This window comes from Actibacterium pelagium, assembly GCF_002285415.1.
In the GTDB taxonomy this organism is placed as follows: domain Bacteria; phylum Pseudomonadota; class Alphaproteobacteria; order Rhodobacterales; family Rhodobacteraceae; genus Actibacterium_B; species Actibacterium_B pelagium.
In genome coordinates this window covers 838,941-859,457 of record NZ_NSBU01000004.1, presented here as the reverse complement: position 1 = coordinate 859,457, position 20,517 = coordinate 838,941, and the positions used below count along the sequence as shown (strand labels likewise).

At 60.9% G+C, this 20,517-nt stretch carries 21 protein-coding genes; 13 read left to right on the top strand and 8 right to left on the bottom strand.

Annotation, left to right across the window (positions count from 1 at the left end; all coding sequences use genetic code 11):
• Positions 1 to 58 precede the first annotated feature (58 nt).
• Positions 59 to 886, bottom strand: a complete 828-nt coding sequence (locus tag CLM58_RS04420) for a M15 family metallopeptidase (RefSeq protein ID WP_095594661.1) — start codon at positions 884 to 886, stop codon at positions 59 to 61.
• A 192-nt stretch (positions 887 to 1,078) separates the two neighbouring features.
• Between CLM58_RS04420 and CLM58_RS17320 the strand changes: the two genes are divergently transcribed.
• Positions 1,079 to 1,843, top strand: a complete 765-nt coding sequence (locus CLM58_RS17320) for an OmpA family protein (protein ID WP_229666199.1) — start codon at positions 1,079 to 1,081, stop codon at positions 1,841 to 1,843.
• Between the two features lie 41 nt (positions 1,844 to 1,884).
• The gene (locus tag CLM58_RS04405; protein ID WP_095594660.1) at positions 1,885 to 4,038 is read left to right on the top strand and encodes a serine/threonine protein kinase; all 2,154 of its coding nucleotides are present in this window, start codon (positions 1,885 to 1,887) and stop codon (positions 4,036 to 4,038) included.
• 72 nt (positions 4,039 to 4,110) lie between these two features.
• Here CLM58_RS04405 and moaB read toward each other — a convergent pair whose 3' ends face one another.
• Positions 4,111 to 4,653, bottom strand: coding sequence for a molybdenum cofactor biosynthesis protein B (moaB, locus tag CLM58_RS04400; RefSeq protein WP_095594659.1), 543 nt, complete (start codon positions 4,651 to 4,653; stop codon positions 4,111 to 4,113).
• Positions 4,650 to 5,429 (bottom strand): uracil-DNA glycosylase, encoded by a 780-nt coding sequence (locus CLM58_RS04395; RefSeq protein ID WP_095594658.1) that lies wholly within the window; start codon positions 5,427 to 5,429, stop codon positions 4,650 to 4,652. Before CLM58_RS04395 ends, moaB begins: the two co-directional genes overlap by 4 nt.
• A 134-nt stretch (positions 5,430 to 5,563) precedes the next feature.
• Between CLM58_RS04395 and CLM58_RS04390 the strand changes: the two genes are divergently transcribed.
• The 5 genes from CLM58_RS04390 (at position 5,564) to plsY (ending at position 9,665) form a co-directional block, all read left to right on the top strand.
• Positions 5,564 to 6,310, top strand: coding sequence for a sulfite exporter TauE/SafE family protein (locus tag CLM58_RS04390; protein ID WP_198950948.1), 747 nt, complete (start codon positions 5,564 to 5,566; stop codon positions 6,308 to 6,310).
• A gap of 95 nt (positions 6,311 to 6,405) precedes the next feature.
• Positions 6,406 to 7,359: an aspartate carbamoyltransferase catalytic subunit gene (locus CLM58_RS04385; protein ID WP_095594657.1), complete on the top strand. Its 954-nt coding sequence runs from the start codon at positions 6,406 to 6,408 to the stop codon at positions 7,357 to 7,359.
• On the top strand, positions 7,352 to 7,786 hold the full coding sequence (locus tag CLM58_RS04380) for a hypothetical protein (RefSeq protein WP_229666198.1): 435 nt from the start codon (positions 7,352 to 7,354) through the stop codon (positions 7,784 to 7,786). The genes CLM58_RS04385 and CLM58_RS04380 overlap by 8 nt, the downstream gene beginning before the upstream one ends.
• On the top strand, positions 7,783 to 9,057 hold the full coding sequence (gene pyrC / locus CLM58_RS04375; protein WP_095594655.1) for a dihydroorotase: 1,275 nt from the start codon (positions 7,783 to 7,785) through the stop codon (positions 9,055 to 9,057). Before CLM58_RS04380 ends, pyrC begins: the two co-directional genes overlap by 4 nt.
• A complete protein-coding gene (plsY, locus tag CLM58_RS04370; protein WP_095594654.1) occupies positions 9,057 to 9,665 on the top strand; it encodes a glycerol-3-phosphate 1-O-acyltransferase PlsY in 609 nt (202 codons plus the stop codon). The genes pyrC and plsY overlap by 1 nt, the downstream gene beginning before the upstream one ends.
• On the opposite strand, the gene CLM58_RS04365 is transcribed toward plsY, so the two are convergent.
• Genes CLM58_RS04365 through CLM58_RS04350 form a run of 4 tightly spaced genes read right to left on the bottom strand, consistent with a single transcriptional unit; the run spans position 9,662 to position 12,796 of the window.
• Positions 9,662 to 10,072 carry a DUF1810 domain-containing protein gene (locus CLM58_RS04365; RefSeq protein WP_268236441.1) on the bottom strand — a complete coding sequence of 137 codons (411 nt, stop codon included), beginning with the start codon at positions 10,070 to 10,072 and terminating at the stop codon, positions 9,662 to 9,664. The two genes, plsY and CLM58_RS04365, sit on opposite strands and share 4 nt — an antisense overlap.
• A gap of 4 nt (positions 10,073 to 10,076) precedes the next feature.
• Positions 10,077 to 11,447, bottom strand: coding sequence for a glutamate--cysteine ligase (locus tag CLM58_RS04360; protein WP_095594652.1), 1,371 nt, complete (start codon positions 11,445 to 11,447; stop codon positions 10,077 to 10,079).
• A gap of 60 nt (positions 11,448 to 11,507) precedes the next feature.
• A complete protein-coding gene (locus tag CLM58_RS04355; protein ID WP_095594651.1) occupies positions 11,508 to 12,062 on the bottom strand; it encodes a hypothetical protein in 555 nt (184 codons plus the stop codon).
• Positions 12,059 to 12,796 (bottom strand): 16S rRNA (uracil(1498)-N(3))-methyltransferase, encoded by a 738-nt coding sequence (locus CLM58_RS04350; RefSeq protein WP_095594836.1) that lies wholly within the window; start codon positions 12,794 to 12,796, stop codon positions 12,059 to 12,061. The genes CLM58_RS04355 and CLM58_RS04350 overlap by 4 nt, the downstream gene beginning before the upstream one ends.
• 12 nt (positions 12,797 to 12,808) lie before the next feature.
• Here CLM58_RS04350 and ubiA point away from each other — a divergent pair, with 12 nt between their 5' ends.
• The 6 genes from ubiA (at position 12,809) to modC (ending at position 18,908) form a co-directional block, all read left to right on the top strand.
• Positions 12,809 to 13,774, top strand: coding sequence for a 4-hydroxybenzoate octaprenyltransferase (ubiA, locus tag CLM58_RS04345; RefSeq protein ID WP_095594650.1), 966 nt, complete (start codon positions 12,809 to 12,811; stop codon positions 13,772 to 13,774).
• Positions 13,775 to 13,839: 65 nt separating this feature from the next.
• Positions 13,840 to 15,915, top strand: a complete 2,076-nt coding sequence (locus tag CLM58_RS04340) for an OmpA family protein (RefSeq protein WP_095594649.1) — start codon at positions 13,840 to 13,842, stop codon at positions 15,913 to 15,915.
• Positions 15,916 to 15,924: 9 nt separating this feature from the next.
• Positions 15,925 to 16,248, top strand: coding sequence for a hypothetical protein (locus tag CLM58_RS04335; protein ID WP_095594648.1), 324 nt, complete (start codon positions 15,925 to 15,927; stop codon positions 16,246 to 16,248).
• 101 nt (positions 16,249 to 16,349) lie between these two features.
• Positions 16,350 to 17,141, top strand: coding sequence for a molybdate ABC transporter substrate-binding protein (gene modA, locus CLM58_RS04330; RefSeq protein WP_229666197.1), 792 nt, complete (start codon positions 16,350 to 16,352; stop codon positions 17,139 to 17,141).
• Complete coding sequence (modB, locus tag CLM58_RS04325) at positions 17,134 to 17,829, top strand: molybdate ABC transporter permease subunit (RefSeq protein ID WP_095594647.1); 696 nt, start codon at positions 17,134 to 17,136, stop codon at positions 17,827 to 17,829. Before modA ends, modB begins: the two co-directional genes overlap by 8 nt.
• On the top strand, positions 17,826 to 18,908 hold the full coding sequence (gene modC / locus CLM58_RS04320; RefSeq protein ID WP_095594834.1) for a molybdenum ABC transporter ATP-binding protein: 1,083 nt from the start codon (positions 17,826 to 17,828) through the stop codon (positions 18,906 to 18,908). The genes modB and modC overlap by 4 nt, the downstream gene beginning before the upstream one ends.
• 31 nt (positions 18,909 to 18,939) lie before the next feature.
• On the opposite strand, the gene CLM58_RS04315 is transcribed toward modC, so the two are convergent.
• Positions 18,940 to 20,448: an aldehyde dehydrogenase (NADP(+)) gene (locus CLM58_RS04315; protein ID WP_095594833.1), complete on the bottom strand. Its 1,509-nt coding sequence runs from the start codon at positions 20,446 to 20,448 to the stop codon at positions 18,940 to 18,942.
• Positions 20,449 to 20,517: the final 69 nt, after the last annotated feature.

The window sequence follows — 20,517 nt, the reverse complement described above, 5'->3', positions numbered from 1 at the left end:
GATACCCCGGAACAAGGTGCGCGGGATAAACGTTACCCCCTGTTGCGTCTTTAACGCGTTATTGACCGATAATCCCGGCAGCCAGCCACTCATCCAGCTGCCTGCGGCTGATTTCGAAATGCATCGAGTCCTCACGCCCAAAACCCGCGCCCCAGACCCAGCCTTCCTCGCGGAAGAAGTCCGCAAGTATGGTCAGGCCTAGCTGAGTCTTGCCATCGGCAAAATTGTCCAGATGCCCGTCAATATTAAGATCGACCGCAAGCCCATAGCTGTGGGTAGAGAGACGATTGGTGGTGCCACGGATGCGCCGAACGCAAAGAGAACCAGAGGTATTGATCCGCTCGTACAAGTCTGGGTCGGCGCGGCGAATGTTCTCGAACACGTTGGCCAGCGAGTCGATCGCCGGGCGCAGCATGTTCACGCGGATCGGACCCACCTGTTCGAGAAACAGGATGTTCTTGAGCCCCGGATTTGTCATCGCCTGACACTGATCGTTGAGGTCTTCGCGCGGGCGACCTAGCTTAGCTTCCAGATAGTCCGGCGAGGCCACCTGGAGCCCCCGGTTCACATTGCGCCGATCAACGATATCCACCACCTGAGCATAGGCATCCAGAATGGTGTTCGGGCCGGTGCGCACCGGCTCTTCATCTAAAGGGCTAAGTGGGACACTCCCGCTTTGAACGCTGCCCAGTTGGCTGCGCAGGTCGCCGATTTCGGCTTCGAGGTCCTGAATCTGGCCGCGCAAAAGCTCGATCTCGATCCGGGCACCGCTGTCGATTGCTGGACCGTCGAAGGTCTCCTGACCCAGCAACTTGGGCAGGAACAGCCAGATCACTGGGGCCAATACGATGGCGATGGCCAGAATGACGGCCGGTAGAACGCGCATGAAAACCTCAAATCTTTACAGCGCGACGGAACCCGCGCCCTTTGACGGTAATTAAAACGGCGCAAACAGACGAAACGCAAGTCACATGGCAGACAGTTACCTAAGCATTCCTCGCAAAATCGTTGTTACAACCCAAACCGTGGTATACTCTTTTCAAGAAATCCCTCTTCTTTTTTTACAGAAAGTAAGATCATGCCCATTTTCAAACACGCCTTGGGATTGTCTCTGACCCTTGCTATGGCCGCCGTCGCGCCGGTGGCCAGCGTCGCGCAGGACGCGTCTGAGCTTTCCGCCGAAGAAATCGAAGCTCTGTTCAAGAAACAGAAGACCCGCGGCCTTGTTCTGGCCACACCGGTGACCAACGAGGCCGCCACCTCTGCTGGCAGCTCTATAGCTGCGGGCAGCACCGCGGTTGCGACACCTGTCGCACCGACAGCGCTTGCCACTCCAGCAACCCCATCCGCACCCGTTGCCAGCACCACCGTTACCGCCACAGCCCCGGTGACCGCCGCCCCGGCAGCTACGGTTGCGTCGACCGCCCCGACCGCGACACCTTCGACCTCGATCCCGACAATGACGGCGCCGGTTGTGGTTCAGCCGACCTATGTGGCGGTAGAGAAAGCCGATCAGGTGAACGTCCAGATTTCCTTCGACTTCGACTCTGCCGCGCTAAGAGCGGACCAAAAGCCGAAGTTGGCCACCCTGTGTCAGGTGATGCGCAATGTCGATGTCTCGGTCTTCCAGATCGTGGGCCACACCGACAGTTCCGGCTCTGCATCCTATAACGAGAAACTGTCGCTGCTGCGTGCACAAGAAGTGAAACGGTACCTCGTGAACGATTGCGGCATCGCTGAACAGCGCCTTCAGGCCATCGGTGTCGGCGAAAGCGCCCCGTACAACACCAGCAACCCCCGAGCGGATGAAAACCGTCGGGTCGAGTTCCAGGCGCTCGGCTAAGTCCGCGTAAAGTTATATCCAGTCCCTAGTCCGAGGTTTCCATGACCGAGTCTCTTCCGGGTGATACCTTTCAACCCGGTGATTTGCTGAACAACACATATCGGATCGAAGCCATCCTCGGGCGGGGCGGCACATCAGAGGTCTATCGCGCCCGTTCCGAGATTTCGGGCCGGCTTGTGGCGCTGAAAGTTCTGAAAGCTGAGCTGTCGGCAAATGACGATTATCTCGTCTTGCTGACGCGCGAAGAAGACATCCGTGATATCCGTCACGATGCGATTGTCCGGTATTCCGAAAACCACCGCACGCCCGAAGGCCACGTCTATCTGCTGATGGACTATATCGAGGGCCCGGCGCTGGACAACAAGCTTAAGCAGGGCCCGATGCCGATTGACGACCTGCTAACCATATGCCGACGCGTGTGCGAAGGCTTGCAGGTGGCCCATGCCAAGAATATCGTCCATCGCGATCTGTCACCGGATAATATCATCCTGCGGGGTGGCGATCCGGCGCAAGCGGTAATCATCGACTTCGGCATCGCGAAAGACACCAACCCTGGCGCGGAAACCATTGTTGGCAATGAATTTGCAGGGAAATACGCCTATGCCGCACCCGAACAGCTAAGCGGTCAGACCGATGCGCGTTCGGACATCTATTCGCTTGGCGCTCTGCTTCTGGCGAACTTCCGCGGCAAGAAACCCGATGTGGGCGGCAACCCGATGGAGGTTGTACAGAACAAGTCGCAGCCGCTCGATACCTCGGGTGTTCCTGAGCCTTTGAAGGCGATCATCGACAAGATGACCGACCCGAACCCCGCCACACGTGCCCAAAGCGTGGACGAGGTTCTGAACATGCTGGATGGCGGCGTGGTCATGGCGGCGGTCGATGACCTTCTGGACGACGCCACAGTGATTGCAGCGACAACCGTCAAACCAAGTGCGCCTGCCGAGTCTCCGAAACAGTCCCAGCCCAAACCCGTTTCCAAGGAAAAGAAATCCTCTGGCGGACTGATCGCGGCGCTGGCCGTTTTGGTCATCGCGGGCGCCGGTGCCGGGGCTTATTTTGGCGGCTTCATTGGCGGCCCCAAACTGCCGGTTGCCGACCCTTACCTGCTCTTGGCGGAGCGCCCCGTTTCCGGCTCCGCCTCTGTGTCGGGCAATGCCCCGACGGAAGAGATCGAAGCCGCCATCTCTGCCCCGATTGAGGCGTTGCAAGGCGACATCAACCTAACTCTGGCCACCGGCGAAATTGCTGAGACATGGGGGCAGGACGTGGTGACGGTTCTGAATGCGATCGCGCCCGCAGACGAATGGAAAGTCGTGGTTGAAGGCAATGCCGCGAATGTTCAGGCCGTGGTGAATGACCGCGACCTGCATGCCTCGATCAAAGGCACTTTCGCGGGCGGATTGCCCGGCGCCTTGCAGGGAACGGCCAATATCATTCTTGGGCCTTTGCTTGTGACCCCGCAAATGGTTTCTCCAGTTCTGGCGCAGCATGCCGATTGTGGGCCTCTGTCCCTGCCCGGCCTGCCCTCGGTCGGTTATGGGCTGGACGATACGATCACCGTCACGGGTCGCCTTGCTGACACCGTCACCCGTACCGCGCTTTTCGACAGTCTGCGCGCCATAGCCGGGGACCGCAGCATCAAGATCGACACCGAGATCCTGAACCCCACGCTTTGTCTGATCGAAAGCTTCCTGCCCAACGCGCCCGACAGCGCGATTGATATCGAATTCCGCTTCGGTGATACGCTGGACCCGAACGCATCCGGACGTTTCTTCGTGGGCGAAAACCCGGTGATTGATGTGATGGTTCCACCGTCTGTTCAGGACGGCTTCCTGTCGGTTTCGGTGCTGGATGTATCGGGCAACGTGTTCCACCTGCTGCCGAATCTGAACCGAACTGACAACTCTGTCGCGGGCCTGCGGGGCGACAACACCGGACCGCTGCCCGTCCGGGTTGCCTATGCCATTTCCGAGGTCGACTCGGCTGCCAAACTGGCTTTCCGCGTGGATGACAGCACACTAGGCAAAAGCAAGATCATCGTTCTGCATTCTGACAAACCGCTTTTCGACGGCCTGCGCCCGACCACGGAATCGGCCAGCGGTTATGCCGAAGCTCTGCGCGAGGAGAACGCCAACGGCAACAGCACGATCCTATCGCTGGACAGCAAAATTCTGGTCACCGCGAAACCATAGTCAGGGGCACCAGAATAAACTTAAAGACCCGCGATCAGCGGGTCTTTTCAATTTGATACTGGAAATATTCGGTCACTTCCGGCGCAGGTGCTCGTCCAGTCGCGGCAGGATTTCAACGAAGTTGCAGGGTCGGTGGCGATAGTCCAGCTGCCACTTCAAGATCTCGTCCCATGCATCCTTGCAGGCCCCGGTGCTGCCCGGCAGGGCGAACAGATAAGTTCCGTTTGCCACACCTCCGGTCGCCCGGCTTTGCACCGCTGACGTCCCGATCTTTTGCATAGAGATCATGGCGAACACCGTTCCGAAGGCATCGATCTCTTTCTCATAGACATCGCGATGCGCCTCGACCGTCACATCCCGGCCGGTCAGGCCGGTGCCGCCCGTGGAAATCACCACATCAATCCCGGGGTCCGCGCACCATGTGCGCAGCTGTTCTGCAATCTCGGCCCGTTCATCGCGCAAAATCTTCCGGTCTGCGAGGATATGGCCTGCACCCTCTAGCCGATCGACAAGCGTCTGACCCGAACGATCTTCGTCCAGCCCGCGCGTGTCACTGACCGTCAGAACTGCAATGCGGATGGGCAGGAAATCTTTGCTTTCGTCGATACGGCTCATTTGGTCTCTCTTAGTTTCGCCTGCACCATCAGCAGGTCGTGCCATGCGTCACGCTTGGCAACGGGATTTCGCAGCAGATAGGCAGGGTGAAGCATGGGCATCGCCGGGCGCCCCAAGGCCTCGGCCCATTTGCCGCGCAAACGGGTGATGCCCTTTTTCTTCAGAAGCGCCTGACATGCGTGATTGCCCATCAGGACAACAAGATCAGGATCTACCAGCTCTATATGGCGCTGCACGAAGGGCAGCAGCATAGCGACCTCTTCCGGCTTTGGGTCGCGGTTCTGCGGAGGCCGCCATGGCAGAACATTGGTGATATAAAGCGCCGCCTCAGCATCGGGGCTGGTCCGGTCCATCCCGATCGCGGCGAACATCTTGTCCAGCAGTTGCCCGGCCCGACCGACAAAGGGTTTGCCCTGCATATCCTCGTCCCGGCCCGGCGCTTCGCCAATCACCATAACCCGCGCGTTGGGCTGCCCATCAGCAAAGACCAGATTGCGGGCGCCACGTTTCAGCTCGCAATGTTCAAACGCTTCAATCGCTGTGCGCAACGCATCCAGATCACCGGCTGACTTGGCCAGGGCCTTGGCCTCGGCCACGGGATCAACCTCTGGCAAGACCGGCACAGCGGCAGGCGCGGCGTCCGGCCTGACCGCAGGTTTCGGCGCGGGGGCTTCGTAACGGTTGATAGGCGTTTCGGAAATGGCCTCATCCGCGCCAAGCTCGATCTGCCAATCAAGCATGGCCAACGCGGTGTGATAATCGAGCGCCTGTTCCATAGCGCCTAAGCTAGGGCCGTGGGCACAAGAGGTAAATAGATTCGATACGGGCAGAACATCACGTCTGGCATTGAATTCCCCGGCCAGAACCCCGACAAGAAAGATGTCGGCTAAAGTGGGTAGGAAAAACAAAGTTGGACACACAAAGCCTGATCCTTGTCGGGATCGCATTTGCCATAGGCGGAGTTTTGAAAGGCGCGACCGGAGCGGGCGCGCCTTTGTTGGCCGTGCCACTGCTGGCGATGCTATTCGACGTCAAATTCGCGGTGGCAGTTTTCCTGCTGCCGAATTTGATCCCGAACCTCTGGCAGGCATGGCATTTTCGCAAAGTCGATGTCCCGCGCAGCTTTGTACTGAAGTTTGCCGTGTTGGGCGGGGTTGGGGCCGTCTTTGGAACCTATGCGCTTGCCTCATTTCCAAGTGATGTGCTGATCGCCGGGATCGCGGGCATTCTGCTACTTTATATCAGCTTTCGCCTTCTGAATTCCGGCTGGAAACTGCAGATGAACATCGCAGAAAAGCTCTCCGCGCCAATGGGGTTGGTTGCGGGCCTCTTTCAGGGCGGCACCGGCCTGTCAGCCCCGGTGTCGATCTCATTCCTGAACGCCCTTCAGCTAGAGCGGCCCCAGTTCATCTTCACCATCTCAACCTTCTTCTTTTCGGTTGGACTGGTGCAACTGCCGCTGCAGATTGCCTTTGGCATCATGACGTGGGACCGCCTTGCGCTAAGCGCGTTGGCGCTGATCCCGCTGTTGGCCGCCATGCCGGTCGGCATGGCCTTGGGACGCGTTATGTCCCGCAAGGCGTTTGATCGGCTTTTGCTGATCATTCTGGCGGGTCTTGCGATGCGTATGCTCTATGCGACTGCGGTTGCGCTGTAAAAAGCGTGTCAAACAAGGCCCGGCCGGGCAAACCACGACTTGCCGCGTCGTCCTAGCATTCCTATAAGCATCTCCAGCCAAAGCCCGGAGGTTCCATGACATTCAGTGCCCGCCACCTTTTGGGGATCGAACCGCTGCACCCGGTGGAAATCACCACCATTCTTGATTTGGCCGACAAATACGTAGATCTGAACCGCCAGCCGAACAAACATGGCGATGCGCTGCGGGGCCTTACCCAGATCAACATGTTCTTCGAAAACTCCACCCGTACGCAGGCCAGCTTTGAACTGGCGGGCAAGCGTCTGGGCGCCGATGTGATGAACATGGCGATGCAGGCGTCCAGCATCAAAAAGGGCGAGACGCTGATCGACACGGCGCTGACGCTGAACGCCATGCATCCCGACCTGCTGGTCGTGCGCCATCCACATTCGGGCGCGGTTGACCTGTTGGCGCAGAAAGTGAACTGCGCCGTGCTGAACGCAGGCGACGGCAAGCACGAACACCCGACTCAGGCCCTGCTGGACGCGCTGACCATTCGCCGCGCCAAGGGCCGGTTGCACCGCCTGAACATCGCCATCTGCGGTGACATCTCTCACAGCCGCGTGGCGCGGTCGAACCTGATCCTTCTGGGCAAGATGGAAAACCGTGTCCGCCTTGTCGGCCCGCCCACCCTGATGCCCTCGGGCATCGGCGAGTTCGGGGTCGAGGTCTATGAGGACATGGCAGAAGGTCTGAAAGACGTCGACGTCGTCATGATGCTGCGCCTTCAGCGCGAGCGGATGGACGGCGGGTTCATCCCCTCGGAACGCGAGTACTATCACCGCTACGGTCTGGATGCCGAAAAGCTGGCCCATGCCAAGCCCGACGCCATCGTCATGCACCCTGGCCCCATGAACCGCGGGGTCGAGATCGACGGTGACATCGCCGACGACATCAACCGATCCGTGATTCAGGAGCAGGTCGAGATGGGCGTGGCCGTCCGTATGGCCGCGATGGACCTTTTGGCCCGAAACCTGCGCGCCCCAAAAGATGAGGGCGTCTATGTATGAGCCCAAGACCCGCGCGAAGCTGAATGAAGGCGAGAAAGTGATCGCCCGGTTCGACGCTGATCGCACCACCTATATCCGCGATCACGTGGTGATGGCCGTTGTGCTGGGGATCGGCGCGATGATCGTGCTGCACTACATGGGCGAGGTCTGGTGGGTCGGCGGTCCGGCCGCCATTCTGGCGATCGGCGTGCGCGCCACCTATCTGGCCTCGGACGATCTGGCGGCCTTTTGGGAACTGACCGACCGCCGCCTGATCGGCCCGCAAAATCGACAAGTTCGACTGGGCGAGATCAAAGAGCTTCGCAGCCTTGGCAGCGCCGTGCAGATCGTCACCAACACTGGTGACAAACACCTGATGAAATACCTGGCCGACAAGACCGGCACGCGCGAGCAGATCGAGCGCCACCTGGGCGGAGGACTGAGATGAAACAGCTGATTGAAAACGCCCGCCTGATTGACCCCGAGACCGGCACCGACAGCCTTGGCTGGCTGCTGGTCAAGGACGGGGTAATCTGGGACACCGGCTCTGGCGACGCGCCCGAGGCGGATATGGTGCTGGACGCGGGCGGCAAATGCCTTGCCCCCGGTATCGTCGACCTTGGCGTGAAGATTTGCGAACCCGGAGAGCGGCACAAGGAAAGCTTCCGCTCGGCCGGTCTGGCGGCGGCAGCGGGGGGCGTGAGCACCATTGTCACGCGGCCTGACACCCTGCCCGCCATCGACACGCCCGAGGCACTGGAATTCGTCACCCGTCGTGCGCAAGAGGTTGCCCCGGTCAATGTCTACCCGATGGCTGCCCTGACCAAGGGCCGCGAGGGGCGTGAGATGACCGAGTTTGGCTTCCTTCTGGACGCCGGGGCCGTGGCCTTTACCGATGGCGACGCAGTCACAACCAGCACCAAGGTGCTGAGCCGTGCCATGACCTATGCCCGCTCGCTTGGCGCGTTGGTCATCGCCCATCCGCAAGAACCGGGCCTGTCCAAGGGCGCGGCAGCGACCAGCGGCAAGTTCGCATCGCTGAAAGGTCTGCCAGCGGTCACCCCGATGGCCGAACGCATGGGACTGGACCGCGACATCGCCTTGGTTGAGATGACCGGCGTGAGATACCACGCCGACCAGATCACCACCGCCCGCGCCCTGCCCGCGTTGGAACGCGCCAAGAAGAACGGGTTTGATGTCACCGCCGGGGTCTCGATCCACCATCTGACGCTGAATGAATTCGACGTCGCCGACTATCGGACCTTCTTCAAGGTCAAGCCGCCGCTTCGGTCCGAGGATGATCGCAATGCCATGGTCGAAGCCGTGGCCAGCGGGCTGATCGACGTGATAAGCTCGATGCACACGCCACAGGACGAGGAATCCAAACGCCTGCCGTTTGAAGAGGCCGCCTCTGGCGCCGTGGGGCTGGAAACCTTGCTGCCTGCCGCGATGCGCCTGTATCACGCCGGGGCGCTGGACCTGCCGACGCTTTGGAAAGCGATGTCGCTGAACCCGGCCCAACGGCTTGGTCTGCCCGGTGGCCGCCTGTCGCAAGGTGCGCCTGCCGACCTTGTCCTCTTTGACCCCGAAGCGCCTTTCGTGATGGACCGCACCAAGCTGCAGTCGAAATCGAAGAACACCCCCTTCGACGGAGCCCGCATGCAAGGTCGTGTACTGGGCACATGGGTCGCCGGAAACCGCGTCTACGGAGAAAGCTGATGCCCGAGATCGTCACCCACCGCGAAATTCTGATCCTCGTCGCGATCCTTGCCTATCTTCTGGGCTCTGTCCCTTTTGGCATCGTCATGGCGCGGGTGTTTGGTCTTGGCGACCTGCGCAAGATCGGGTCGGGCAATATCGGGGCAACCAATGTCCTGCGAACGGGCAACAAGCTGGCGGCCTTTCTGACACTGGTTCTGGACGCGGGCAAAGGCGGGATCGCCGTGCTGGTGGCCCGCGCCATGGTGGGCGAGGACGCAGCCCAGATCGCCGGTTTCGCAGCCTTCGTCGGCCACCTCTTCCCGGCTTATCTGGGGTTCCGGGGCGGCAAAGGCGTGGCAACCTTCCTTGGCACGCTGCTGGCGCTGGCCTTCCCCGTGGGTGTCATGGCCTGTGCGACATGGCTGATCGTGGCGTTGATCACCCGCTACTCTTCCTTGTCGGCGCTGGTCGCGGCGGCCTTGTCGCCCGTCTGGGCCACGCTGTTGGGCCACCCGGACAAGACGACCCTTTGTGCGGCGCTGACCATCCTGATCCTGATGCGGCACCACGAGAACATTCAGCGCCTGCTGAAGGGTGAAGAAACCAAGATCGGGAAAAAGGGCTAGGTGCCCAGCATCTCCAGCGTCTTCAGACAGCGCATGCCGCCGAAGAAACATTCAAGGATATCCGTGAACGGGCCCGGTTTGCCCGAAGCAGCCTCGAACAAGGTCGCGGATGACCTGAGTTTCATGGCGTCGACCGCGCTTCCCATGATCGCGTCGGGCCGCATGTTGCTGTGGATCAGCAAGGCCTCGCTGATACGGACCAGCCGGGGCCCTAGGATCGGATCGGCCAGATACTCCCGTGCCTCGGTCAAACCGTTTATGCCGTAGCGATCAGCATTGACCGACCGGCCCAGACCTTTGAGCTGGGGGAAGATGAACCACATCCAGTGGGAAAGTTTGCGCCCGTTTCGTATCTCGCGAAAGGCGATGTCATAGCTGTGCTGTTGCGCCGTTATGAACCGCTGCAGGTCGCTAATAGCTGAAATCCTTGTAGATCCGGGTCAGGTTGCCACCCCAATCGCCTTCATAGTGCTGAAGCAGCTCATCTGCAGGAACCATACCCGTTTCCACGCTGTCTTTCAAAGCGTTCAAGAAATGCGTCTCATCCGGCACCAATCCGCCGGCGCCGGGTTTGGCGCGGACCTTCAGGCCGGCCTCGGCGATGGTCAAAACCTCACGCGCGAGGTCATGCATTTTCACGCCAGCGGCTTCCGCCTGCAGCCCTTGTTCCGAGGCAGCGACGCGCAAGGCTTCGCGGGTCTCGGCATCCCAGTCCTTAACCAGATCCCACGCCGCATCCAGCGCGTTCTGATCATAGGTAAGGCCAACCCAAAAAGCGGGCAACGCACACAGGCGACGCCACGGGCCACCATCGGCGCCGCGCATTTCGATGAACTTCTTGATCCGCGCTTCGGGGAAGATTGTGGTCAGGTGGTCGGCCCAATCCGACAGGGTCGGCTTTTCGCCGGGCAGCGCGGGCAGTTCACCTTTCAGGAAATCGCGGAAGGACTGGCCCAGCGCGTCGATATATTTCCCGTCGCGATAGACGAAGTACATCGGCACATCGAGCGCATATTCCACCCAAGCCTCGAAGCCAAAGCCATCCTCGAACACGAATGGCAGCATGCCGGTACGGTCAGCATCCAGATCGCGCCAGACGCGCGAGCGCCAGCTTTTGTGGCCGTTGGGCTTGCCTTCCAAGAAGGGCGAATTCGCAAACAGCGCCGTGGCAACCGGCTGTAGGGCCAGCGCGACGCGCAGTTTCTGGACCATGTCGGCCTCGGACGCGAAGTCGAGGTTCACCTGAACAGTGCAGGTCCGGTACATCATGGTTTTGCCCATGGTGCCGACCTGATCCATGTAATTGGTCATCAACTTGTAACGGCCCTTGGGCATCACCGGCATCTGCTCATGCGTCCAGATCGGGGCGGCGCCCAATCCGATGAAGCCGACGCCGACCTCGTCCGCAATGGCTTTGACGTCGCGCAGGTGCTGGTTCACCTCGTCACAGGTCTGGTGGATGCTTTCCAATGGGGCACCGGACAGCTCTAGCTGGCCGCCGGGTTCCAGGCTGACATTTGCTCCGTCCTTGGTCAGGCCGATCAGCTTGTCAGCTTCCAGAACCGGGTTCCAGCCATGGCGGTCGCGCAGACCTTCCAGAACGGCAAGAATGGACCGCGGGCCGTCATAGGGCAGCGGTTTCAGCGTGTCCTTGCAATAGCCGAACTTCTCGTGCTCGGTCCCGATGCGCCAGTCTTCCTTGGGCTTGCAGCCGGAAGAGAGATACTCGGCCAACTGTTCATAATGTTCGATCGGCCCGCCGCCGGACTGGGGGATGGACATGGGAATGCTACCTTATGCCTGTCTTCTGACCTTCACACCTGTCTCCCGAGGCAAGCCAAGTCAAGAGCGGGGCGGAAGGATTTCGATATTGTCATGGCCAGAAGGGAACTTTTCCCAGACCACGGTTTCGGACTTGTCCGAACGACCCGAGGCCTTGGTGATCGCCGCATAGTCCACGTCGGAAAGGGCTGTCAGGGCATCGAGAATCCGATCCGATCCCGCAGCATTTCCGGGAATGACCAACCGCTTGCCGCCAGAGTCTTTGAACACCCAGAACAGGTCGGGCATGAATGGACCCATGTCAGAGGTGGTGATTTCGATACGGATCAGGTCCTCGATCGAGATGGCCCCGCCGCCAACAGGGCTGAGATAGGATATCTGCCGCTCATCAACCTCGACAACGCCCAGCCCACCGTCCTCTGACGGGAAACGGGCACGGCGGACGCCGCTCCAGACCAAGGCGATCCCGGCAAAAACGATAACGGCAAAGACCCAGCGCGTAATCCCAAAGGTCGATACGGCCCCCATCAGACCGACCGCTGTGACGACAACGCCGATCAGGGCCTCTCGCCAGCGGTGCAAGGCGTCCTGCACCTCGGGGCGGATGAAGCTCACCGCCAGTCTCCAAGCGTTTGCTGCCAGAGGGTCATCGCGGCGACCGCGGCGGTATCAGCTCGCAAAATTCGCGGGCCAAGACTGACCACATGCGCGAAGGGTAAGGATTTCAGGCGCGCACGTTCAGCGTCAGAGAACCCGCCTTCGGGGCCGATCAGGATGGCCCAAGGGCTGCCATCATCGGTTTGATCAAGAAACAACTGGTTGCCTGCCTCGGCTTCGTCGCAAAACATCAGCTTCCGGTCTTCCGGCCAGTTGGCCAGCATACTTTCCAGCTTTTCCAGATCAGCAACCTCGGGCACATAAGTTCCGCCACACTGCTCGGCGGCCTCGACCGCGTGGGCCTGCAGGCGATCCTGTCGAATGCGTTCGGAATTTGTGAAATCAGTCTGCACCGGGACGATCCGGCGCGCGCCCATCTCGGCGGCTTTCTCGACGATGAAATCCGTTCGGGCTTTCTTGATCGGCGCAAACAGCAACCAAAGGTCGGGCGGATCCATCTGAGGGGCCGATTCCTCGACGCAGACCAAGATGCCCTTACGCTTGCCCGCCTCGGCAACCTCGGCCTGCCATTCGCCGTTTTTTCCATCAAAAACCGCGACCATGTCACCTGCGGTAAGCCGCATTACGCCGAAAAGGTAGTGTGCCTGCTCCCGCGACAAAGGAACCGTTTGCCCCTGCCCGACCGGGTGCTCTACATACAACCTGACTTTTGCTGATTTTCGCTGCACCATGAGGGCGACCATATGGCCGAGACCGACAAAACGCCAGAGGCTGAGGGCACCGTTTCAGACGCGGTCGCAGGCAATTGGGTCGACACCCAAGCGCCGGAATGGACCCGCCCCTATCTGCGCCTGTCGCGCGCGGATCGTCCGATCGGAACATGGCTTCTGTACATTCCCTGCCTATGGGGCGTCCTGCTGGCTGCCAATGCCACCGGCTGGACCCGGTTTGACCTATGGATCATCCTTGGCTGCGGGCTTGGTGCGTGGCTGATGCGCGGCGCGGGCTGTACTTGGAACGACATCACCGACCGCGATTTTGACGGTCAGGTCGAACGGACCAAATCCCGTCCAATCCCTTCGGGTCAGGTGACCGTGAAACAGGCCGCCGCTTGGATGGCTATTCAGGCGGCTTTGGCGTTTATAATCCTGCTGACTTTTGGCAAAACCGCGATCCTTCTGGGCATCGCCTCGCTGGTGCTGGTGGTGATCTATCCATTTGCCAAGCGGTTCACCTTCTGGCCGCAGGTTTTTCTGGGGCTGGCCTTCAACTGGGGCGCGCTGGTGGCCTGGGCGGCCCATACCGGAGAGATCGGCGTGCCTTCCCTTCTTCTCTATGCAGGTGGGATCGCGTGGACGCTGTTCTATGACACGATCTATGCCCATCAGGACAAAGACGACGACGCATTGGTTGGTATCAAGTCCACCGCACGCCTGTTTGGCGAAGAAACACCGAAATTCCTGCGCCTGTTCCAAATGGCAACGGTCCTGTTGCTGACGGCGGGTGTTGTGATGGGATTGCTGTCTTCGGACAGTATTGTGAGAACGCTGGCCGCGATTGCAGGGGTCTGGGCATTGGGCTGGCATATGGCCTGGCAGATGGTGCGGCTCGACATCGACAACCCCGACGTCTGCCTGAAGCTTTTCCGCGCCAACCGCGACGCCGGGCTGATTCCCGCCGTCGGGCTGGTGCTGGCCCTTCTCCTGTGATTGCGCCGGGGGGCCAATGGCCTTAGAACGTTGCCACCTGCCTTGACCACTCGAGCTGGAACAGAATGCGTCTGAACCTAACCCAAGCCACTGCGCTTACATTTGCCCTGGCGATTGGCCTTGCCGTGATCGGGGCGATCTTTGCCGCCAACGCTGTCGAGCGTCGGACAGCCTTTGAAATTCAACGGGTTCTTGGGCTGGAAGGCTATGACTGGGCACAGGTCACCCCGGATGGCCTGCGGGTTCACCTTGCGGGTGTCGCACCAACCGAGTCCGCGCGGTTCCGCGCCCTGACCCTTGCGGGTCAGATCATCGACTCTGACCGTGTGATTGACGAAATGGGCGTCACCCCGACCAAGGACATCCGCGCGCCCGAGTTCTCGATCGAGATCCTGCGCAAACCCAACGGTCTTTCTGCAATCGGGCTGATCCCGGCATCGCAGGACCGCGCCAAGTTGCTGACCGATCTGGACGACGCGGCAGAGGGAGCGGACCTGACCGATCTTCTTGAAACCGCCGACTATCCGCTACCCGATGGCTGGACCGATGCTGTTGAGTACGGGGTCTCTGTGGTGGCAGGGCTTCCGCGCGCGAAAGTGTCGATCTCACCGGGGTTGGTGTTTGTCGAATCCATTACCGACAACGAACGCGCGCGCCGTGAATTGTCGAGCCGCCTGCGTGATGACGCCCCCGAGGGTGTTTCGGTCGTGACCCAAATCGTCGCGCCGCGCCCGGCCATCACGCCCTTCGTTCTGCGCGCCGTCCGAGAAGGCGAAGCCCTTCGCTTCGACGCCTGCTCTGCCAGCACCGCCGGCGAACGCAGCCAGATCCTGCTCGCCGCCCGAGAGGCCGGTGCTGAGGGTGGATTGAACTGCGTTCTGGGTCTTGGCGCCCCTTCTGACAAGTGGGGAGAGGCCGCAGCACTGGCCATCGAAACTCTTGGCAAGATTGGCGATGGCAGCGTGACCTTCACCAATGCGGACATCTCGTTGGTGGCGGCGTCAGATGTCGACCCTGCCCTGTTCGAGGCGGAAACCAACGCGCTGGCACGCGCCCTGCCGTCCCCCTATACGTTGCTCGCGACGATCCGGCCCGCCAAAGTCTCGAAGACCGACGTTGCCAACAAGGACGTGCCAGAGTTTCAGGTGATCCTCAGCCCCGAAGGTCATGTGCGCCTTTCGGGCCCGCTGCCCGATGACCTTAGCCAGCAGGCGGTTGAAAGCTATGTCTACTCGCGCTTCGGGAGCGAGCACATCAGCAACCGGATTGAACAGTCCGAGACCCTGCCCGACGGCTGGCCCCTGCGTGTCCTGACCGGGATCGAGGCGCTGTCGCTTCTGAACCATGGCATCGTCACCATCCAGCCAAGTTACCTCGAACTAAGCGGGACAACGGGCTATGAAGAGGCCCGTTCGCAAGTCACACAACTTTTTGGCCGCAATCTGGAAAGCAGCGCAGTCTACAGCATCGACGTCGAATATCTTGAGACACTCGACCCCGAGGCGGGCAAGCCCACTCCGCAAGAGTGCGTTGACCGTGTGAACGATATCCTAAAGGCCAACAAGATTACCTTTGCCCCCAGTTCTGTCACGATCGAAGGTGCCTCTGTCGGCGTGATCAACAAGATCGCCGAAGCAATGCAGGATTGTCAGGACGTCCCGATGGAGATCGCTGGCCACACCGACAGTCAGGGTCGAGAAGAGATGAACCTTCAGCTTAGCCAGTCGCGTGCAGAAGCTGTTCTGAACGCCCTTCTGGCGCGCCGCATCCTAACGACAAACCTGCGGGCAAAAGGCTATGGCGAGACCAACCCGATTGCCGACAACGGCACCGAAGAAGGCCGCGAGGCGAACCGCCGTATCGAGTTCACCCTGCTCGGGCCCAAGCCTGAGCCCGAAGCCGAGACCACCCCAGAAACCGAAGACACGGCAGAGAACGCCGAGACTGAAGCGACCCCGGCCCCAGAAACAGAGACCGCAGAGACGACGGCATCCGAGGAAGAGCCAGCCCCCGAGGCAGATTCCAGCCCGTCCGACGTCCCGTCTGACGAGGACACAGCGTCTGATCAGATCAAACCGACCGGCCCCGGTGCCGACGCCAAGCTAGTGGCGCGCCCGTCAACCGCTCCTGCCAGCGAGTAAGGACCCAGTATGGACAGAATCGAATTCATCATCTTCACCGCGATCGTGCTGTTCCTGACCTTCCTTCTTGGATGGTTCGGCTATTGGCTGGTTCACAAAGTGGTTCGCGTCACCAAGGCCGACATGGGCGAATTGGACCAGATGGCCAAAGAACTGCACGAAGCCAGCGAAGAAAAAGAAGAAGCGATCCACTACCTGCATCAGCGCGAGGCAGAGCTGACCAGCAAGATCTCTCAGCTTGAAGCCGAGCTTAGCGCGGCGATGGATGGGCTGCGGGAAGCGCGCAACGAAGCCGAAGAACTGCGCGCCTATATCGAGAAGCAGAACGCGTAAGCTCCGCGACTTTCGGACCGCTTCCGGGCAGGTCTTCAACTTAGCTCTTGCGCGCAACCATCTGCGGCGGTGATATTTCTGCAAATGGCAAAGGGCCGGACGTGTTGCTGAAATATCTGAGAATTCAGGCGATTATGGTTTTGCTTGGCGGTCTGCTTGGGCTGCTGACCGCCCCGGAAACCCGGGCCGGAGAGGCAACCGTTTTCGCAGCAGCCAGCCTGAAAACGGCTTTGGATCAGGTCACGCAGGACTTTCAGGAAGACACCGGCGACAAGATCACGATCAGCTATGGCGGGTCCTCGGTTTTGGCTCGGCAGATTGAACTGGGCGCCCCTGCAGATCTTTACCTGTCCGCAAGCACCGCCTGGATGGATTACCTGCAGCAGGGTGGGCACATCGATGCCGCGTCGCGCGTCAATCTGCTTGGCAACCGGCTTGCCCTGATTGTCCATGGCGAGGCCGCGATCATGCTGGCGATAACGCCAGAGCTGCCCTTGGCCGATATGCTGGGCAACGGCCGGCTGGCCATGGCCTTGGTCGATGCGGTCCCCGCGGGCATCTATGGCAAAGCGGCACTGGAACGTTTGGGGCTTTGGGACGCCGTCGCGCCCAAGGTCGCCCAGACCGACAACGTCCGCGCAGCGCTGGCCTTGGTTGCTACCGGGGCGACGCCGATGGGCGTGGTCTATGCCACCGACGCGGCAGCGGATCCCCGTGTAACCGCAATGAGCCTTTTCCCAGAGGACAGCCATCCGCCGATCATCTACCCGGCCGCGCTGACGACATCGGGCAACGAAACCGCAGCGGCCTTCCTTGCCTATTTGTCCTCGGACACGGCAGCTGAAAGGTTTGTCGAAAACGGCTTTCAGGTTCTCGGAGGGCGCGATGACTGATTGGCTTAGCCCTCAGGAATGGCAGGCGGTGGCCCTGTCGCTTCGGGTTTCCTTTTGGGCGACGCTGGTGGCGTTGCCGTTTGGAATACTAACCGCCTATGCGCTGGCGCGCTGGCGGTTTCCGGGGCGGCAACTTCTCAATGGGCTGGTGCACCTGCCATTGATCTTGCCGCCGGTGGTCACTGGCTACCTGCTACTGTTGGGCTTTGGCACCCAAGGGCCGATCGGTGGGTTCCTTGAAAACTTTGGCATCGTCTTTGCCTTCCGCTGGTCGGGTGCCGCCCTTGCTGCGGGTGTTATGGGCTTCCCGTTGATGACGCGGGCCATCCGCATTTCGATAGAAGCAGTGGACCAAAAGCTAGAGGAAGCCGCAGGCACGCTTGGCGCCTCTCGCCCGATGGTATTCCTGACCGTGACCCTTCCCCTGATCCTGCCCGGCGTTCTGGCTGGCGCCGTCCTGTGTTTCGCCAAGGCGATGGGCGAGTTCGGTGCAACGATCACCTTTGTGTCCAACATTCCCGGCCAAACACAAACCTTGCCCTCGGCCATCTATGCCTTCCTGCAGGTTCCCGGCGGCGAAAGCTCTGCGATCCGGTTGGTAATCGTGTCGATCATCGTCGCGATGGGGGCATTGATCGTCTCGGAGTGGCTGGCGCACAAAGCGGCGAAACGGGTGGGTGGATCATGACGCTATCCGTACACCTGACCCACAGGCGTGACGACTTCTCGCTGGACGTCTCTTTCGAGGCACCGCCCGGGGTGACCGTTCTCTTCGGCCAATCGGGGTCTGGCAAAACCACCGTCATCAACGCGGTGGCCGGGCTGCTGCGTCCTGATAATGGCCGCATCTCTGTCGGCGACTGGCTGCTTTGCGACACAAGCCAAGGCATGTGCCTGCCGCCCCACAAACGGAGGTTGGGATATGTCTTTCAAGAGGCGCGCCTTTTCCCCCACATGACAGTCCAGCAGAACCTGCGTTACGGTCAGCGTTTCGCTCCGCGCAACGCGCGGCCCGAAGATGAGGCGCGCGTGACAGAAATGTTGGGCATCGGCCACCTTCTGTCACGCCGCCCGTCCGATCTGTCGGGTGGCGAAAAACAGCGGGTTGCCATTGGCCGTGCACTTCTGGCCAGCCCGAAGATGATCCTAGCCGACGAGCCGCTGGCCTCTTTGGACGCCGATCGCAAGGAAGACATCCTGCCCTATTTCGAACGGCTGCGGGACGAGACCGACATCCCGATCCTCTACGTCAGCCACTCTGCCGCCGAGGTTGCCCGCCTTGCCACAACCGTCGTCGCCCTGCACGAAGGGCGCGTCACGCGGATCGGCAGTGCTGCCGAAGTGTTAAGCTCACCGGACCACCTGCCCGGTGGCGTCCGCGCGGCGGGTGCGGTTCTGGACGCAACGGTCCGGCAACACCACGACGACGGATTGACCGAGCTGAACGCCGGGGGTGAACCACTTTTCCTACCCCGCATCCCGCAACCAGTTGGCCAAAACGTTCGCGTCCGAATAGCTGCCCATGAGGTCCTGCTATCGCGCGGCCGACCCGAAGGGATTTCTGCGCTGAACATCCTTGAAGGAGAGATCACCGCCCTGCACAGCGGCGGCGGCCCCGGCATGATGGTCACCCTAAGCACCCCCGCCGGCCTTGTTCCCGCGCGGATCACCAAACGATCGGCTCAGGCAATGGGACTGAATGTTGGCGACCGCTGCACGGCAGTCATCAAAACAGTCGCCATCGCCCCGATCGACATCGGCACCTGAACTTAAGGGCCCCGGTTTGGTTAGACTAACCTCACGCCTCTGACATCAAAGAATCCGGCATGTTCTGATAGCAAACAGGTCGCAGAAAGCGCCGGATCGCCAGAGTACCAACCGAAGTATGCCCGAAGTTGGTCGAGGCCGGGTAAGGCCCGCCATGCACCATCGCGTCGCAGACCTCGACGCCGGTCGGGAACCCGTTGACCAGAATTCGGCCCGCCTTGCGTTCCAGAACCGGCATCAGGCTTTGCGCCAGCGCGGTGTCAGCGTCGTCCATGTGCAGCGTACAGGTCAGCTGACCCTGCAGACTGGCAGCGATCTTTCGCATCTCATCCTTGTCCGCCACCCGCACGATCAAGCCCAGCGGCCCGAATACTTCTTCGCCCAAAGCCTCGTTTGCCAACCATTCGGCACCCGTGGTGACATAAAGATAGGGTGTGGCGTTGCGCAGGTCGCACATCGAGGTCAGCACCTCTTGCACGCCCTGCGATCCCGCCACTCGGTCGCGCCCGGCGCGATAGGCGGCGGCGATGCCGTCGGTCAGCATGGTTTGCGCGCCAATCGGTTCAAGCGCAGCAACGGCGGCAGCGGCGAAAGCGTCCGCCTCGGGCCCGTCGATCACCACCGCGATACCCGGGTTGGTACAGAACTGTCCGGCGCCCATAGTCAGCGACCCGGCCCACCCGGCGGCCATCGCTTCTGCGCGCGCGGACATCGCCTCGGGCAGCATGAACATCGGGTTGACCGAGCCCAATTCGCCGAAGAATGGGATCGGTGTCTCGCGTTGCGCGCAGAGGTCGAACAATGCCCGACCGCCGCCAAGCGACCCGGTAAAGCCCACGGCATTGATCAGCGGGTGCTGGACCAACGCGGTTCCGACGTCGCGCTTGCCGCCTTGGATCAGCGAAAAGACGCCCGGATGCACATCACAGCGCGCAATCGCGGCGTTGATGGCTTCAGCCACGATCTCGCTGGTGCCCGGATGCGCCGAATGCCCCTTCACTACCACGGGACAGCCCGCCGCCAAGGCCGAGGCCGTGTCGCCCCCCGCCGTCGAAAACGCCAACGGGAAATTCGACGCCCCGAACACGGCGACAGGGCCGATGGGCCGTTGCACCATCTTCAGGTCCGGCCGCGGCAAAGGCGCCCGATCCGGCAGTGCTTCGTCATGACGCCGATCGAGATAGTCGCCCTGCAGGATATGGCTAGCGAAAAGCCGAAGCTGTCCTGTCGTGCGGCCCCGCTCGCCCTCTAGTCGCGCTGCGGGCAATCCGGTCTCTGACGTGCCGATCTCGGTGATCAGTGCGCCCCGCGCTTCGATTTCGTCCGCGATCGCATTCAAAAACGCCGCCCGGCTTTCCCGGCTGGAATAACCGTAGCTCCAGAACGCCTCTTCCGCAGCCGCGCAAGCCCGATCAACCAGTGCCGGCGTGCCGACGGAATAGTCAAAGGCCGGGCCGTGCGCCGGTTCAGAGCGGAACGTTGTGTCACCGGCGACCCATTCCCCGGCCACCAGATGTTTCCCGTGGGGCGCAAATGTCATCTCGTCTCCCATTTTAGTCCTCATTATCCTTGGTCGGGTCCCTACCCAAACCTGTTACGCCTATCGGGC

Excerpts from the sequence above, each read along its gene's own strand:
- CLM58_RS04380 (WP_229666198.1), top strand. The coding sequence starts at position 7,352 with ATGTATGAGCCCAAGACCCGCGCGAAGCTGAATGAAGGCGAGAAAGTG.
- CLM58_RS04350 (WP_095594836.1), bottom strand. The coding sequence starts at position 12,796 with ATGGTGCAGCGAAAATCAGCAAAAGTCAGGTTGTATGTAGAGCACCCG.
- CLM58_RS04405 (WP_095594660.1), top strand. The coding sequence starts at position 1,885 with ATGACCGAGTCTCTTCCGGGTGATACCTTTCAACCCGGTGATTTGCTG.
- CLM58_RS04335 (WP_095594648.1), top strand. The coding sequence starts at position 15,925 with ATGGACAGAATCGAATTCATCATCTTCACCGCGATCGTGCTGTTCCTG.
- modC (WP_095594834.1), top strand. The coding sequence starts at position 17,826 with ATGACGCTATCCGTACACCTGACCCACAGGCGTGACGACTTCTCGCTG.
- CLM58_RS04385 (WP_095594657.1), top strand. The coding sequence starts at position 6,406 with ATGACATTCAGTGCCCGCCACCTTTTGGGGATCGAACCGCTGCACCCG.
- ubiA (WP_095594650.1), top strand. The coding sequence starts at position 12,809 with ATGGCCGAGACCGACAAAACGCCAGAGGCTGAGGGCACCGTTTCAGAC.
- CLM58_RS04360 (WP_095594652.1), bottom strand. The coding sequence starts at position 11,447 with ATGTCCATCCCCCAGTCCGGCGGCGGGCCGATCGAACATTATGAACAG.
- pyrC (WP_095594655.1), top strand. The coding sequence starts at position 7,783 with ATGAAACAGCTGATTGAAAACGCCCGCCTGATTGACCCCGAGACCGGC.
- CLM58_RS04395 (WP_095594658.1), bottom strand. The coding sequence starts at position 5,429 with ATGGAACAGGCGCTCGATTATCACACCGCGTTGGCCATGCTTGATTGG.
- CLM58_RS04420 (WP_095594661.1), bottom strand. The coding sequence starts at position 886 with ATGCGCGTTCTACCGGCCGTCATTCTGGCCATCGCCATCGTATTGGCC.
- moaB (WP_095594659.1), bottom strand. The coding sequence starts at position 4,653 with ATGAGCCGTATCGACGAAAGCAAAGATTTCCTGCCCATCCGCATTGCA.
- CLM58_RS04315 (WP_095594833.1), bottom strand. The coding sequence starts at position 20,448 with ATGACATTTGCGCCCCACGGGAAACATCTGGTGGCCGGGGAATGGGTC.
- CLM58_RS04340 (WP_095594649.1), top strand. The coding sequence starts at position 13,840 with ATGCGTCTGAACCTAACCCAAGCCACTGCGCTTACATTTGCCCTGGCG.
- CLM58_RS17320 (WP_229666199.1), top strand. The coding sequence starts at position 1,079 with ATGCCCATTTTCAAACACGCCTTGGGATTGTCTCTGACCCTTGCTATG.
- modB (WP_095594647.1), top strand. The coding sequence starts at position 17,134 with ATGACTGATTGGCTTAGCCCTCAGGAATGGCAGGCGGTGGCCCTGTCG.
- plsY (WP_095594654.1), top strand. The coding sequence starts at position 9,057 with ATGCCCGAGATCGTCACCCACCGCGAAATTCTGATCCTCGTCGCGATC.